Here is a 15,114-nt window from a genome sequence, read left to right on the forward strand (position 1 = left end):
GGGCCAGCCGCCTCTTGTCGAGCGATCAGGCGACCGCGCGCGTGGTCAGCTGCGCATAGCTGCGCGGCGGTTCGTCCAGCCGGAAGGGGTTGGGCCGCGCATCCTTCTGGATCGGCTTGGAACCGATAACGTAGGTATGGGCGCGCGGTTCGATATCCGCCGCGCGGACGGTCAGGCGCAGCAGCGGCACGAAGACCGGGACATTGCCCTGCCGCAGCGGGCGGACGTCGCGCAGGGGCAGGCGCAGTTCACCCTGCACGGTTGCCCTCTGGCCCGGATCGAGCCGCGCAAGAGTGTGCAGTTCGGGCAGCATCTGGCCGATATCGGCGATTTGCTGTGCGGCTGGCACGCGCCCATGCGCGGTGGTGATGTCGCCTCCGATCCTGATGTCGCTGATCGGGGCGGGGCCGCGGTTGACCATGGTCAGTCGGTAAGAGATCGTCGCGTTCATCACGCTGCGGCTCAGCGTGACGACATGGGCCTCCACCTCGATCGATCCGGCGACCGGCACCTCTGTCGGGCTCTCCCGATCCACTGGACGCGCCGGGCGGCTGGAAAGGCTCGCCTCGCTCGCTACGCTCGCGTCGCTCGCCTCGGCATTATCCGAACGCCTGCGCCGAACCTTCAGCAATACCGCTAAGACTGCCAGGAACGCGATCAGACCTAATGCTCCGGCGGCTATCCATACCCAGTCGACAGGCAGCAATGGTGCGGAGCGTTGGCTCGCTTCGTTTGCAGTCGGATCGGCGGCTTGCGTTTGCGGCTCGGCCGAGGGCAGGGCGAAATCCTGCGTCGGCGTGGCGACATCGGGTGCAGCAGGTTCTGGCGCTGCATCCTGTTCGACCTCGGCTGGGTCGGCGGCGGTGCTGCTCTGGGTCGGCGTTTCGGTCAGCAGGTCGCGCGTGGACACCTGGCGGTTGGTGGCAGGCAGTGCCGCGTCCGCAGGCGGGGTGCGTGCGGGCTGGGTCGTGGCGCGCTCCGTCGGCGTGGCGGAGGCGCGCGGGCTCGGCTGCGCGGTGGGCGTCCGGCTTGGCGTCGGCGTCGGTTCGACGATCACGCGCGGTGCGGTGCGCGTCGTGCCTTCCAGATCGGTCGGCCCCTGAGCCTGCGGGCTGGCGGTCGCATCGGGCTCCGGCGGAAGCTGGAAAGTGGTGGCCGACTGCGCATGCGCAGCGACGGCGCCGAACAGCAACAGACAGGGGAAGAGGAGCGATCGCATCGGTTCGACTGGTTTGCTTGTGAATGGGGGCCTGATCCTGCGTGCCGATCGGGCAGAAACCGAATGAATAGTGCGTGAATCATTGCAGCGCAAAGGCTTGCTTGTGCAAGGCGCGCGATGAAGGCACAGACGCGGCATGAGCGACACACCTGACACGGCATCGGGCCCCGGTCCGCGGTTCCTCGGCCAGTCGAGTCCGCTTCCGGCAAGCCCGGAAGAGGCCGAACTCGACTACGTACCCAATCCGCGCAGCGGCTCGCTGTATCTCGTGCGCTTTTCCGCGCCCGAGTTCACCTCGCTGTGCCCTGTCACCGGGCAACCCGATTTCGCCCATCTGGTGCTCGATTACGCGCCGGGCGAGACGATCGTCGAATCGAAAAGCCTCAAGCTTTTCCTCGGGTCATTCCGCAATCACTGTGGATTCCACGAGGATGTGACCGTGGGCATCGGCCAGCGCCTGTTCGAAGAGATGAAGCCGCGCTGGCTGCGGATTGGCGGCTACTGGTATCCGCGCGGCGGCATCCCGATCGACGTGTTCTGGCAGAGCGGCACCCCGCCCGAGGGGCTCTGGGTGCCTGAACAGGGTGTCCAGAACTATCGTGGGCGGGGATAAGCGGCACCGGAACACTGTTTGTCCCCGGGGGGTAAGGACCGGCACGCTCGAGAATCTGAAAATTCCCTTACCTCTAGCCCCGACCCCTCTGGTTACCTCTATAATGAAGTCCATGACATAGGCGACAAAGGTGCGATGCGGCGTCTCGCCGGCATCTTTGGCTGTGTCTGACAGTTCGAACGGCCCGAACCACCACGGCCGCGCCAGCAAGGTGAGACGATGGAAACGCACGCAACTTCCTTCATCGGGGGGCTCGTCGCCTCGCGCTTCGTAAGCTCTGGGGATGGCGGTCCAAGGCCCCCCGGCAGCCTAGCCCGTCGATCGACCGCCATCCTTTTTGGTACTGCGCTCTCTCTTTCGCTGGGAGCTTGCGGTGGCGGATCGGACCGTCCCCCGCCTGCAGCGAGTATCCCGCAGCCGGTCGCCGTGCCGCCATCACCGTCGCCGTCACCGACTACATCGGTACCAACCACCTCGCTCGATCCGCAGCAGAGCGATCAACCATCCGCAGCGCAGCAATCGGACGCGACCCGGCGTTCAGCGGAAGACGACGACGAGTATCGCGCGAACGGCGTCGCCGCAGACTATGTCGATGCGCTTTACGCGCTCGACAATGGCTGGGACGGATCCGGCGTGCTGGTCGGCGTGCTGGACGAGGGCGTCGAGGAAACGCGCGAGCTGGAGGGGCAGATATCGGACCTCAGCCGGGATTTCGGCGGCGTTCGGGAAGGGGGCGTGCTGACGCCCCACCCAACGCTGGGGGGCGAGAATTCGGATCACGGCACGAAAGTGGCGACGATTATCGCCGGGCATAACGACGGTGTGGGCACGCAGGGCTTTGCTCCGGGTGCCAGCATCGTCGTGCTGCGCACCGACGTTCAGGATCGCGATGCCGGGACCCAGAACGTCGGTGGCAACAGCCACGAGGCGCTGCGTTACGCAGGCGAAAACGGCGTGCTGATCGTCAACCGATCGATCAGCAAGGCCATCCCGACCGTCTCCAACCGACTCATGCAGGAGGCTGTCGACGACTATCGCAAGCTGGGCGGCCTGGTCATCAACGCCGCCGGAAATAGCGGTGGGCCCAATCCGAACGACGCGATCGACCTGACCGCCGCGAACGCCGAAGGCTGGCTGTTCGTGGTCGCGCTCGATCCGTCGGGGCCGGGGTACGAGCTGGCAGGCTATTCCAATCGGTGCGGCATTGCGATGGACCGGTGCGTCGCGGGTGTTGGCACCAGTGTGACCACCGATGCCGCTGGCAACGTCGTGCGCTTTTCGGGAACGAGCGCGGCGACCCCGCAGGTCACGTCGCTGGCCGCGCTGATCCTGCACAAGTGGCCGCAGCTAACCGGCGTGGATGCCGGCAACATCATCCTCTCCACCGCGCGCGACATCGGCGAACTGGGGGTAGACCCCGTGTTCGGGCACGGGCTGATAGACATGCGCAGCGCACTGTCGCCGGTCGAGCCGACACTTTCCAACGGATCGTTCGCGACCCCGATTGCCACCAGCGGGTTGATCGTGCCCGAGGCGTTCGGCGGGGCTGCGGGTGAGCAGGTGGCCAATGTGCTGTCGGAGGTCACCCTGCTCGACGCGTTCGGGCGAGACTACCAGGCCGATCTTTCCGGGCTTGTCCGGCTATCGGCTCCCTCGAACCGTGACACTGTCGCGGATCGGCTGGACCGCGCCGCCAATCGCAGGACGGCGGCTTTTGGGCTGTCATCGGCACAGGTTCGCTTCGGCTTTCTGACCGAGGGAGCGATGGAAATCGCCTCTCGCCCACGCGGCAGGATCACCGACGCCGAAGTTGCGATGCGCCTCGGCGATGGAGGCGACATCGTAACGGCGGCTTACGACGGGCCATGGCGGGACGATGCAGCGCTTCTGGGCCTCGCCCCGCGTGTCGATGCGATGGGTGCCTATATGCCCGCAGGCGGGTTGCGGCTCGCCTACGACAGGCCATGGGGCGATCTTCGCATCGGTATCTCGGCCCACTCGGGCGGTCTGCGGGATGCCGACGCCGTGGCGATGACGGGCTGGCTGGCGCGCGATCGCACCGTGTTCCGGCTGGGTGTGCTGGAAGAGCGGGGGACCATCTTCGGTACGGCGACCGGCACGGGCAGCTTGCGACTGGGCGATGGCGCGCGAACGCTGTTCGCCGAACTTTCCAGCAAAGCATCGATCGGCACATGGGATATCGAAGGCCATGGCAGTCTTGGCACGACCCGGATCCGGCTCGCTCCCGACGCGGTGCTGACCGATGCGGGTGCCCTTTCGACCGCCCGGTTCGGGGTCGACGTGTCTCGCGAGGCGCTTGGTGGACGGATCCGGGTCGGTCTGGCGCAACCGCTCGTCGTTATTGGAGGCGCAGGTTCGATCACCGTGGGAACCGCCTATAATAGAACCAACAGATCGCTCCAGTTCACGAGCAGGGACATCGACCTCACCGGTCGAATCGCTCCTCGCATCGCCGTCGGCTTCGAAAGTGCAGGTCCACGCTCCAGCGCGAGCGTGGCCGTCACCAGCGAAGCGGATGCGGGTGATGCGACCCTTCTCGGCAGCTGGCGCCTCTGGTTTCGCTAGCAGGTTCTCAGGTGCGTTCATGATCCACTTCGACCCATCGAATGCAGAAGCCGTCTACGAAAAGCTCTCTTCCATCCTCGTGCATGGCTCAGCGGGCGGACGGTTCGCAATTTTCCATCGAACTCTCCCTCACGCCATGGGACGATGGCGCCGTCAGGCGCGGCTTTGTGGCCATCGTGCGGGACATCAGCGACCGCGAGCAACTGACGAAGGAGCGGGAGGACGCACGCGCGTTCCTGACGACGGTCGTATCGCAGATGCCCGCCATGTTTTTCGTCAAGGATGCCCACACGCGCCAGTATCTGCTGATCAACGAATTCGCCGAACGGACCATCGGTCGCCCGGCAAGCGAGGTGATCGGCAAGACGGACGAGGAGCTGTTTCCCGCTTTCGGCAAAGCATACATGGATCGCGACACGAGCGTGCTCAATGCCGAGGGTCCCCTGACCTTCGAAAGCGAATTCGTGCGCGAAGATGGCGAGCGATCGATCCTCAAGACTACCAGGGCGGTGATTTCGGGCGCCAACCCGTCGGATCGCTATATCCTGGGCGTTTCGGAAGATGTGACCCGCACACGCCGGGCAGAAGCAGAGGTGATCCGCCTGGGGCGTCACGATGCGCTGACCGGGCTGGGCAACGCTGCCAGCCTGACCAGCCGCATCAACGAACTGATTCATTCGAAAGCCGCTTTCGCGATGCTCAGCATCGATCTGGATCGTTTCAAGTCGATCAACGACCAGTTCGGTCACGAGGTCGGGGACGCCGTGCTGACCCAGGTTGGCCGGCGCCTGCGCGCAGCGACTGGCGATCTCGACTTTCTTGCCAGAACCGGTGGAAATGAGTTTGCCGTCATTCTGACCGGGGGGCAGCTTCAAAAGCGCGCGCTCAAGGTTTCGACGGACATCGTGCGGAGAACAGCTGAACCTTTCGCAGTTCACGGCGAACCCGCCCATTGCGGTGCGTCGGTAGGTATCGTGCTGTGCCCGGAGGATGGCGACTGTCCTGCGCAATTGCGCGAGCGGGTCGACCTTGCGCTGTATCGCGCCAAGCGGGGCGGCGGCGGCATTGCGTGCTTCTTCAACCGCGAGATGGACCTTGCCGAACATGACCGGCGCAAGCTTGAAGGCGACTTGCGGCTGGCCATCGCCAGGGACGAGATCGATCTGGCTTACCAGCCGGTCGTTTGTGCGAGCACCGGCCGGATCAAGAGCTGCGAGGCGCTGGCTCGCTGGACCCATCCGTCGCGCGGCCCCATCGGCCCCGATATCTTCATCTCGCTGGCCGAGGAGTGCGGCCTGATCGGGAAGCTGGGCAAAGATTTGCTGCGCAAGGCCTGCGTCGATGCACTGTGCTGGCCCGACGACGTGAGCGTGGCGTTAAATCTGTCGGCGAACCAGTTCAGGGGGCACACGTTACCCCAACAGGTTGCCAAGGTGCTTGCCGAGACCGGGCTCAACCCCCGGCGGCTGCAACTGGAAGTCACGGAATCGCTGGTCATTACCGACGTCGAGGGGACGCTGCGGCAACTGCGCGACCTGCGCGCGCAGGGCATCCAGATACTGATGGACGATTTTGGAACAGGCTATTGCTCGCTCAGCTATTTCCAGCAGTTCTGCTTCGACAAGGTCAAACTGGACAGGAGCTTCGTCCGCGACGTCGCGGTGCGGGAATCGCGTGCGATCATCGAAGCGGTGATCGGGTTGGGGCAGAAGCTGGACATGGGCATCGTGGCGGAGGGCGTCGAGACGGAGCAGCAGATGCGGTTGTTGGTCGAGACGGGCTGCACCCACCTGCAAGGCTACCTGTTCGGACGCCCGATGCCGAAGGACACGATCGTCGACCTGCTCCGCAACCACTCTGCCAGCCAGGCGTCGTCGCGGATCACGGCATGAGTTTCGATGACCGCGCGATCGGTGCCAAACAGAGGTAAGGTGCACAAGAAAGAGGGCCGCGGCACCTGGGTGCTGCGGCCCTCCCTTCAGGCGGGCGTCTCGGGGGGGAGGGGACGCCTGAGGGTCAGCCTGGGATCAGAAGCTGAACCCGGCACCCGCACTGAAGCCACCATGTCCTCGGGTATCGACCGTCGCGCCGGCCTTCAGCACGCCTCGGCCTTCGTTGAAGGTCGTCGACATGCCCACCGCGAAGGCGGTTTCGCCGCGGTAGTGCGCGATACCGCCACCGAGCATCGATCGACCTTCGGTAATCGTCTGCGGAATGCCCGAGACAGCCATTGCGCTGGCGGTGCCTGCCGCAGCATCCTGCCGCAGTTCGCGAAGGTCGAAGTCGAGCTGGGCGATACCTGCCTGCAGATCGTTGAAGCGCAGGTCGGTATAGGCCCGCGAGTCCGCCATCGCGCTCGCCAGCCCGGATTGCACCTGGCCCAGGTTGACCGCATCGGTGCTGCTCGTCCCGGCAGCGAGATTATGCAGAGCGACAGGGGCGCCCGCGTCCGCGCCGACCAGCGCGACATCGTTGGTTACCGTGCCGCCATTGCTGACGTTCGGATTGTCCGGGTCCGAATATTGCACCGCGACCGTGGTGCTGCCCGCCAGGTTGTTGTTGATGGCTGCGATATTGGCGGTGTTCTGGTCGATATCGGTGCGGTTGCGGGCCACTTCGGCGTTGGTCGCCGCGAGCTGGCTGCCATTGACCGCATCGGTCGAACCGGCAGCGACCGTGCCTGCCGCCACGTTGGTGAGCGTCACCGGCGCGCTGCCGGTGCCGATCAGCGCAGCCGTGCTGGTCGGCACGGTGCTGGCAACACTCGGATCGGTATCCGATACATAGCCGATCGGGACATTGGCGAGCTGGCTCTGCACGAGAGTGATCTGGGCCGAGTTATCGGTAACCCGCGCATCGATATTGGTGACGCTGGTATTCAGGCTGTCGATGTTGCCCTCGTTCACCGTAACCCGCGTGTCGAGGCTGGCGATATCGCCTTCGTTGACGGTCACCCGCGTGTCGAGGTTGGCGATGTCACCTTCGTTCACGGTGATCCGGCCATCGAGATTGGCAATATCGCCTTCGTTGGTCGCGACGCGCGTGTCGAGGTTGGCGATGTTGCCCTCATTGATCGTGACACGCCCGTCGAGATCGCCGATTGCATCCGTATTGGCGGCGACCGCCTGGTTGGTCGCGAACAGCTGCGCACCATTGACGGCATCGTCGGACGTGGCGCTCACGTCACCGGCGGCCACGTTCGAAACGGTGGTGCCGCCCGCGCCGTCCAGCGTCAGCGAGGTCCGCGAGGCGTCGTCATACAGCACCGCCAGCGCGTTGCCCGAACTGCTATCGCCGAGCGAGGCGATGGCATCGGTATTGGCCTGAATTGCAGCCGTGTTGGTGGCGACCTGCTGGTTGGTCGCGAACAGCTGGCTGCCGTTGACCGCTTCGGTCGAACCAGCGGCAAGGTTTCCGGCTGCCACGTTGCCCAGCGTGACGGCGGCACCCGTATCGGCGCCGATCAGGGCGGCACTATTGGTCGGCACCGCGCTGGCGACGGTGGGGTCGGCATCGCTGACGTAACCGATAGGTACATTGCCCAGCGACGTCTGGAGCGCGGCAATATCCGCCGTGTTCTGGGTCACCCGGGTATCGATTGTGGTCACGGTGTCGTCCAGGTTGGAGATATCCAGCGCATTGATCCTGATCCGGTCGTCCAGATCGCCGATATCGCCGGTATTGATCGCCACCTGCTGATTGGTTGCGAACAGCTGCGAACCGTTGACCGCATCGCTCGACGTGCCGGACAGCGTACCGTCGGCGACATTGGTGATCGTCGTGCCACCCGCTCCGTCGAGGGTAACGAGTGTGCCCGATGCATCATCGTACTGGACCGCAGCATCGTTCAGTGTCGCAATATCGTCTGCATTCGCAGCGACGTTCTGGTTGGTCGCGAACAGCTGGGAGCCGTTGACGGCTTCGGTCGAGCCGGCGCCGACAGCTCCGTCTGCGAGGTTGGAGACGGTCGTGCCGCCTGCACCTGCCAGCGTGACGCTGGTCTGCGCCGCGCCGTCATATTGCACGCCATTGCCCAGATCGACCTGAAGGGCGTCGATCGCGCCCTGAACCTGGCCGACGGTCGCAGCGTCGGTGGACTCGGTGCCCGGCGCGACATTGGTGATCTGCCGCAAGCTGCCCGGCGCGCCGACCGAGACCGTGCCTACCGAGCTGTACGTGCCCGTCAGGAATGGTGCGGTGTATCCGGTCGAGGCGCCGCGATCGGCGATCGACTCGTTACCCAGTGCGACGCTGTTGGCGGCGGTCGCGCTGGAATTGGTCCCGATGGCGATTGCGCCGTTTGCACCGACGGCGGTGCTGGCATTGTTGCCGAACGCGATTGCGTCGAGCTCACCGGCGGTGGCGACCTGGCCATTGCCCAGTCCGGTGATCTGGTTGCCGCCAATGGCAAGCCCCGATGGGGTGTTCAGGGTGTAGCCGTCGGCGGTAATGTTGCAGGGCGAGTCGGGAGCGAGCAGCGTGCCGCTGGTATCGGCTACCCGTAGTGCGATCGGATCGCCGTCGGCATAGGCCTGCAGCGTATCGGATGCACCGATGTTCACGTCATCCAGCGTGAGGAGCGGGTTGCCGAGGATCGAGACGCTCAGCAGTGCGTCGTAAAGGCCCTCCACCGCCTCGGCAGTGGGTACGGCAACGTCACCAACGATGTCAGTCACTGCCGACGGTTCGAGGCTGATGCCCGTGCATACATCCACAACCGGCTGCAAAGCCTGCGCGCGAGCGGGGGTAGTCAGTTGGGGTGCGGCCCCGACGATGACCACTGCGGCAGTAGCCAGCAGTGTGACCTGCAATCTAGTACTTTTACCTAGGTTCATGGCTCTCTCTATTCATGATCGCGAATGTTTTTCTTCGCGCTGACGAGATGAGGCTATGAGAGAGGGGTTAAGTGACTAAGAAGTCTATGAAATTGGAAATTACATAATTTGCGTTACTTTTTCCGCGCCTGGTGCATCGCAGCAATTAACCTATACTCCGCGTGGAAAACTGGCATTCTCAGCGGAAGCTTCCGATGTGTCCCCGCGCCGAGGAAACTGCTTCGAAGACCACGCCTTTGACGCAATTCGCGTAAATTCCGAAATCTGCCACCGACCGATAGGAATTCCTTAGGATTCCAAATTATATTGTATTTTTAGGATCTTGGGATAAAAGGGAAGCAGGGACAGGGGAGGCTTACGTGGCATTCGAAAGCATCAAACCGCACAAGAGCGACCTCAATGCCTCGCATGGCTCGGAGCCGCTGCGGCTTGTGAACGAAGCCGATACGCCCAAAGGTACCGGGGTTCCGGCGGCGAATTTTGTCCGATCATTTTCCAAGTGGCGGGACGAAGCTATAGTAAAACCGGTGTTTATCGCCAATCATGGCCGCATTACCCATGCATTGATCAGCATCGCCCAGCTGACAGAATTGAGCCATGGGCATGGCGGGCAAGCGCCCGACGTCAATCCGTTCGAACTTGCGGAATGGATCGACGAGGCGGTGATCGTGTGCGACCGGGATCTTGTTGTGGAGTCAATGAACAGGGTTGCGTCGGCGGCTTGCCGTCTGTCGAGTTCGCAATGCATCGGCCGCAATCTCTACGAAACCCTCCCGCAGCTGCGTGGCACACTGTTCGATGTGCATCTGATGCGAACCGTGGAGGCGAACGAATCGACGTCGGCAGATATTCCCTCGCCGCTGCGCGAAGGCGGCTGGTTGCGTCTGCAGTCTTTCCCGCTGCACGAGCGCAACGTCCTGCTGTTCAGGGACATTACCGAAGAGGTCGAGCGCCACCGGCTCGCCGACGTCAAGGCGGCTTTGATCGAGGCGATGGCGGTCCACAACGCGATCGGATATATCCGCGTCACGATGAGCGCTCAGATCGAGCGTGTGGACGAGCCGTTTTGCAAACTTCTCGGCGTTCGCGAAGACCGATTGCGCGGTGCCAACCTGGTAGAACTCGTGAGCCGCGACAAGCGCGTTGAATTCAAATCCGCGCTCCAGGAAGCGATGAGCGGCGAGGGGCCGCGCAGGCTCGTTTCGAGCTTCATTTCGAATGGTGGCGAAACCGACGACGTTGTGGCGGCCATCGTTCAGTTGCGCGGCGCCTACGGTGCCGAAGGCGCTGTCATCCTTCTCACCCCGGCCGACATCTCGTCGCCATGGGGTGCCAAGGGAGAATATCTCGCAAAGGGAGAGTGATCCCGCGCTACTTCCTGACGCGCCAATCGCGCGCGTAGGTCGATTCCTCGTGATACTTGCGTTTGCGCGCCGCCGCTTCCTCCGCCAGTTCGGCCTCGTTGGCGGGGCGGCTGGCGTAATCCTTAAGCAAGGCATCCCGGGGAATAGGGAGGATCTGCGCGATCGGCGTTCCGGCGGGCAACAGATGCTGGCCCACCGGCCCGGTCCACAGGAAGGGCAGGTTTATGGTCGTGTCGAAGCGATCGCAGTCGACGACCCCTGAAAAGCAGCTGAAGGGCAGGTCGGGACGGTTGAAGGGCTGGGTCAGCAGCACCGAATAGCCCGCCGGGACCTTGATCCGCCACGGATTGATGAACTTGAGCGGCATTGCCGCCTCGAACGGAGGCTCGGGCGCGCCGATCTGGGCGGGATGATGCTGCTCCAGCGGAGCGAAGGGCACATCCTGCGGCCAGCCCATCGCGATGTTGACGCGGGTCTCGGGCACCTGCAGCATCACGTCGAAGGGCAGCGGGATGACGAAGCCGAGCGAAAATGCGTCGGTCACAGGCAGGCACGCTTTCACCGTCAGCCCGGGCAGACCGTGCGCGTCGGGCACGCCCATGTCGCGCTCCAGACGCTTGAACCATTCGGGGGCGAAGCGGATTGCCCGCTCGGGTGTGGGAATGCGGCCGGCAAGCTCGGGCGCGCAGACGAATTCGATCCGCGGGGTGGGCTGCGATGCGCCGGGCGGCGTGCCGTCGAAATCGAAGCTGATCCTGGTATCGGCCACGCTTCCCCCTCGCGCCTCGCCTGTCGTGGTGCCGGTTGCAGGAATCGAACCCGCGACCTTCGGTTTACAAAACCGCTGCTCTACCAGCTGAGCTAAACCGGCCTGCCAGACGCAACGCGCCTTGCGCGAAAACGGGCCGCGCGTCCAGCCCCGGATGTTGCCCGGCATTGAACAAGGCGAATGGGGCGCGGACCCTGGTTTCCTTTGTCGAATTGGCGGTTTTGTGGTACGTCAGGCCAGGTAAGCAAGGAAGCGAAATTGGACCAGAATCTCCGCACACAACTGCAATATGACGCCCAGAAGAAATCGGTCGCGGCGGCCTATATCCTGTGGCTGTTTCTCGGCACCTTCGGCGCGCATCGGTTCTACCTGGGGCGTGTGACGAGCGGGGCGATCCAGCTTTCGCTGCTGATGCTCGGCTGGATTCCGTTCTTCCTCGGCTGGTTCGTGCTGGGCGTATGGTGGCTGGTCGATGCTTTCCTGATCCCCGGCCAGACCGAACAGCGCAATCTGCAAACGCTCGAACGGTTGAGCGGCTCGGCCACGCTACCTGCGGTCCCGGCCTAGCGCTCAGCGCGCGCCGAAGGTCCACCCTTCGGTGCGCGCGATCTGTTTGGTCATTCCGCGCGGAGACCAGCGCGCCGCGTCCTCGCCCACCTCGCGCAACCATGCGGCTGCGAGAAGCGCGTCGGACGAATGGTCGTCGACCGCGCCTGCCAGACCGGTGCCCGGCGATCCGATCGCAGCGAGTGCCGTGTCGAGTTCTTCGTATGACCTGATCTTGCTGCGCCCGCTCGATCGCTGCGCTTCGAGCGCGGCGAGCGAGGTGTAGATTTCGACCAGAACCGATCCTTCGCGCGGCAGTGGGTCGATCGGCCATACGGGCAGCGCGCCACCCAGACGATGCAGCAGGCGCATCCCGGTGAGGCTCGACTTGCCGACCTGCGCCGCACCGACGAGGTTGAAATTGCTGTACGGCTTGCACCCCATCGCCGCCTGCGCGTGCTCGGTGACGCGAAAGCGCCCGCGCCCGTGTTCGGCACCGTCATCGCGAAACCGGTCCCCCTCGCGCGCGCCATGGCGGCGGAAATAGCGGCTCAGCTGTGGATGATCGACGAAGCTGGTGGCCTCCAGGTGCGGATCGTCGGCGCAGATGTCTTCGATCAGCGCCCATAGCGCCCGCGCATGAGGGGGCGTGTCCTCCCAGCCGGGGAAGAATGCACCGCAATCTGCGAAGGGGAGCGATATGCCAAGGTCCATGCCGACCAGCGTGTTTGTCGGCAGGTCGTCGCGCAGTAAGGTTAGGACGTCCTCGCGGCTCCACGGCTTGTCGCGCTGGAGGAGGCGAGGGGGGCCGCCGTCCAGATCGGACAGCGCCAGCGCAATGCCCTTTTGCCGCTCGCCGCGCGCGCCCGACCAGTCAATCGCGAGGAAGTGGGAGAAGCGGTTCAAGACCGCCCTTTGCGCCGCGCGTTCCAGAACTCCATCCGCTCGGCCAGGCGTTTCTCGTACCCGCGCCCGGTGGGCTCGTAAAACCTCTGCGGCTCCATCTCGTCGGGCCAGTAATTGTCGCCCGAGAAGGCATCCTCGCTCGCGTGGTCGTAGGAGTAACCCTCGCCATACCCGATATTCTTCATCAGCTTGGTCGGCGCGTTGAGGATGTTCTTGGGCGGGGTGAGGCTGCCCGTTTCCTTCGCGCTGCGCCACGCGGCCTTTTGCGCGGCATAGGCGGCATTCGATTTGGGCGCGGTCGCGAGGTAGAGGCACGCCTGCACCAGCGCCAGCTCCCCCTCCGGCGACCCAAGAAACTCGTAGGCATCGCGCGCGGCGATGCACTGCGTCAGCGCCGCCGGATCGGCGAGGCCGATATCCTCTACTGCCATGCGCACCAGCCGCCGCGCGAGGTAGCGCGGCTCCTCGCCCGCGGTCAGCATTCGCGCGAGGTAATAGAGCGCGGCGTCCGGATCGCTGCCGCGCACTGCCTTATGCAGCGCGGAGATCAGGTTGTAGTGCCCGTCGCGGTCCTTGTCGTACACCGCCACCCGCCGTTGCAGGAAGCTGCCCAGCGCTGCCGGGTCGAGCGGCTCGGTCAGCCCGGCATTGTACAGCGTTTCCGCCTGGTTGAGCAGGAAGCGGCCATCCCCGTCGGCCGAGGCGATCAGAGCAGCGCGCGCATCTTCGGTGAGGGGGAGGGGGCGCTCCAGTTCCTCGGCGCGGGTCAGCAGCTCGCCCAGTGCCTCGTGCCCAAGCCGTTCGAGGATCAGCACCTGCGCGCGGCTGAGCAATGCGGCGTTGAGGGCGAAGCTCGGGTTCTCGGTCGTCGCGCCCACCAGCGTCACCGTGCCGCGTTCGACGAAGGGCAGGAAACCGTCCTGCTGCGCGCGGTTGAAGCGATGGATCTCGTCCACGAACAGCAGCGTCTTCTGACCGGCCTTTGCGGCAGTCTCCGCCTCGGCGAACGCTTTCTTGAGGTCCGCGACCCCGCTGAACACCGCGCTGACCGCGGCAAATCGCATGCCCACCGCGTCGGCCAGCAGGCGCGCGATCGTGGTCTTGCCGGTGCCCGGCGGCCCCCACAGGATCATGCTGGAAAGCTTGCCCGCAGCGACCATACGCCCGATCGAGCCTTCCGGTCCAGTCAGGTGTTCCTGCCCGACGACCTCGCCGAGATTGCGGGGGCGGAGCCGGTCGGCCAGCGGCGCATCTTCGCGCGGCTCGGCGGGGGCAGAGGAGGAGGGCGGGGGCGCCTCGTTTTCGAACAGATCGGCCATTGGTCGGCTGACATAGGCGCTTGATCGGGAAATTGCAGCGGGCTCTTGCAGCGACCTATCTAAGATATATCTTAGATAGGTCGTTAAAGGAGCAAGACGCATGGATAATCACCCGGAGCATGATGGCCAGGGCCGTGAGGGCGAGGAGCCTATCGAGGGCGGCATTCCCGAGCACGCCGAAGATGGGGCGTTCGACGAGCAACCCGAAGCCGAGTTCGACGAAGGCGATAGCCCGCGCGACAACCGGCGTTCCGATGCCTTCGGGACCGAAGCAATCTTCGGCCCCGGCGGCGTGTTCGGTCCGGAAGGCCCCTTCGGCCGCAATGGCCCGTTCGGCCCTGATGGTCCTTTCGGCAATAACGGTCCCTTCGGCGGCGCAGGCATGGGTATGGGCAAGGGCCGCGGCCGCTGGAAGATGGGCGGCGTATACGATGCGGGCCAGCATCATCGGCACGGCCACCAGCACCGCCGTCGCAAGCGGATGTTCGGCCCCGGCGAACTGCGGCTCGTGCTGCTGTCGCTGATCGCCGAGACCCCGCGCCACGGATATGAGCTGATCAAGGAGATCGAGGATCTGACCGGCGGCGAATATGCGCCCAGCCCGGGGGTGATCTACCCGACGCTCGCTCTGCTCGAAGACGAAGGCATGATCGCGCCGGTCGAGAGCGACGAAAGCCGCAAGGCGTTTCGCGTGACCGATGCGGGCAAGGCCGAGCTGGAAAGCAGCAGCGCCGAGGTCGCCAGCCTGATGCGCCGTCTCGGCAAGCAGGCGGAGCGCACGAAGCCTGCCGGATCGCCCGATCTGCTCCGCGCGCTCGGCAATCTCGCCACGGTCATCACCAACCGGGCCGCCAACGGCCAGTTCAGCGGCGAGAGCAAGGACAAGGTCGTAGACCTGATCGACGAACTGGCGCGCAAGATCGAGCGCCTCTGAACCTACGCGTATCCGCGGGACTT

General features: G+C 64.6%; 11 protein-coding genes and 1 tRNA gene. 6 read left to right on the forward strand and 6 right to left on the reverse strand.

Annotation, left to right across the window (positions count from 1 at the left end; genetic code table 11):
* Positions 1-25 precede the first annotated feature (25 nt).
* The gene (locus tag AAG591_RS01380) at positions 26-1,219 is read right to left on the reverse strand and encodes a hypothetical protein (RefSeq protein WP_342529109.1); all 1,194 of its coding nucleotides are present in this window, start codon (positions 1,217-1,219) and stop codon (positions 26-28) included.
* 136 nt (positions 1,220-1,355) lie between these two features.
* Between AAG591_RS01380 and queF the strand changes: the two genes are divergently transcribed.
* The 3 genes from queF (at position 1,356) to AAG591_RS01395 (ending at position 6,310) form a co-directional block, all read left to right on the forward strand.
* Positions 1,356-1,832: a preQ(1) synthase gene (gene queF / locus AAG591_RS01385; protein WP_342529110.1), complete on the forward strand. Its 477-nt coding sequence runs from the start codon at positions 1,356-1,358 to the stop codon at positions 1,830-1,832.
* Between the two features lie 426 nt (positions 1,833-2,258).
* Positions 2,259-4,418 carry a S8 family peptidase gene (locus AAG591_RS01390; RefSeq protein WP_342529111.1) on the forward strand — a complete coding sequence of 720 codons (2,160 nt, stop codon included), beginning with the start codon at positions 2,259-2,261 and terminating at the stop codon, positions 4,416-4,418.
* 83 nt (positions 4,419-4,501) lie between these two features.
* Positions 4,502-6,310, forward strand: a complete 1,809-nt coding sequence (locus tag AAG591_RS01395) for a putative bifunctional diguanylate cyclase/phosphodiesterase (RefSeq protein ID WP_342529112.1) — start codon at positions 4,502-4,504, stop codon at positions 6,308-6,310.
* Positions 6,311-6,445: 135 nt separating this feature from the next.
* Here AAG591_RS01395 and AAG591_RS01400 read toward each other — a convergent pair whose 3' ends face one another.
* The gene (locus AAG591_RS01400) at positions 6,446-9,229 is read right to left on the reverse strand and encodes a YadA family autotransporter adhesin (protein WP_342529113.1); all 2,784 of its coding nucleotides are present in this window, start codon (positions 9,227-9,229) and stop codon (positions 6,446-6,448) included.
* 455 nt (positions 9,230-9,684) lie between these two features.
* Here AAG591_RS01400 and AAG591_RS01405 point away from each other — a divergent pair, with 455 nt between their 5' ends.
* Positions 9,685-10,617, forward strand: a complete 933-nt coding sequence (locus tag AAG591_RS01405) for a PAS domain-containing protein (protein ID WP_342529114.1) — start codon at positions 9,685-9,687, stop codon at positions 10,615-10,617.
* A 7-nt stretch (positions 10,618-10,624) separates the two neighbouring features.
* Here AAG591_RS01405 and AAG591_RS01410 read toward each other — a convergent pair whose 3' ends face one another.
* Positions 10,625-11,386, reverse strand: a complete 762-nt coding sequence (locus AAG591_RS01410; protein WP_342529115.1) for a hypothetical protein — start codon at positions 11,384-11,386, stop codon at positions 10,625-10,627.
* 26 nt (positions 11,387-11,412) lie between these two features.
* Positions 11,413-11,488: transfer RNA gene (locus tag AAG591_RS01415), tRNA-Thr, on the reverse strand.
* Positions 11,489-11,644: 156 nt separating this feature from the next.
* On the opposite strand from AAG591_RS01415, the gene AAG591_RS01420 reads away from it, so the two are divergent.
* On the forward strand, positions 11,645-11,953 hold the full coding sequence (locus tag AAG591_RS01420) for a TM2 domain-containing protein (protein ID WP_342529116.1): 309 nt from the start codon (positions 11,645-11,647) through the stop codon (positions 11,951-11,953).
* Positions 11,954-11,956: 3 nt separating this feature from the next.
* On the opposite strand, the gene AAG591_RS01425 is transcribed toward AAG591_RS01420, so the two are convergent.
* Both AAG591_RS01425 and AAG591_RS01430 read right to left on the reverse strand, forming a co-directional pair.
* Positions 11,957-12,838 (reverse strand): hypothetical protein, encoded by an 882-nt coding sequence (locus AAG591_RS01425; protein WP_342529117.1) that lies wholly within the window; start codon positions 12,836-12,838, stop codon positions 11,957-11,959.
* A complete protein-coding gene (locus AAG591_RS01430) occupies positions 12,835-14,157 on the reverse strand; it encodes a replication-associated recombination protein A (RefSeq protein WP_342529118.1) in 1,323 nt (440 codons plus the stop codon). The genes AAG591_RS01425 and AAG591_RS01430 overlap by 4 nt, the downstream gene beginning before the upstream one ends.
* A 100-nt stretch (positions 14,158-14,257) precedes the next feature.
* On the opposite strand from AAG591_RS01430, the gene AAG591_RS01435 reads away from it, so the two are divergent.
* Positions 14,258-15,091 carry a PadR family transcriptional regulator gene (locus tag AAG591_RS01435; protein WP_342529119.1) on the forward strand — a complete coding sequence of 278 codons (834 nt, stop codon included), beginning with the start codon at positions 14,258-14,260 and terminating at the stop codon, positions 15,089-15,091.
* The last annotated feature ends 23 nt before the right edge of the window (positions 15,092-15,114 follow it).

Origin of the sequence: Citromicrobium bathyomarinum, from assembly GCF_038594485.1 — a bacterium.
GTDB lineage: Bacteria > Pseudomonadota > Alphaproteobacteria > Sphingomonadales > Sphingomonadaceae > Alteriqipengyuania > Alteriqipengyuania bathyomarina_A.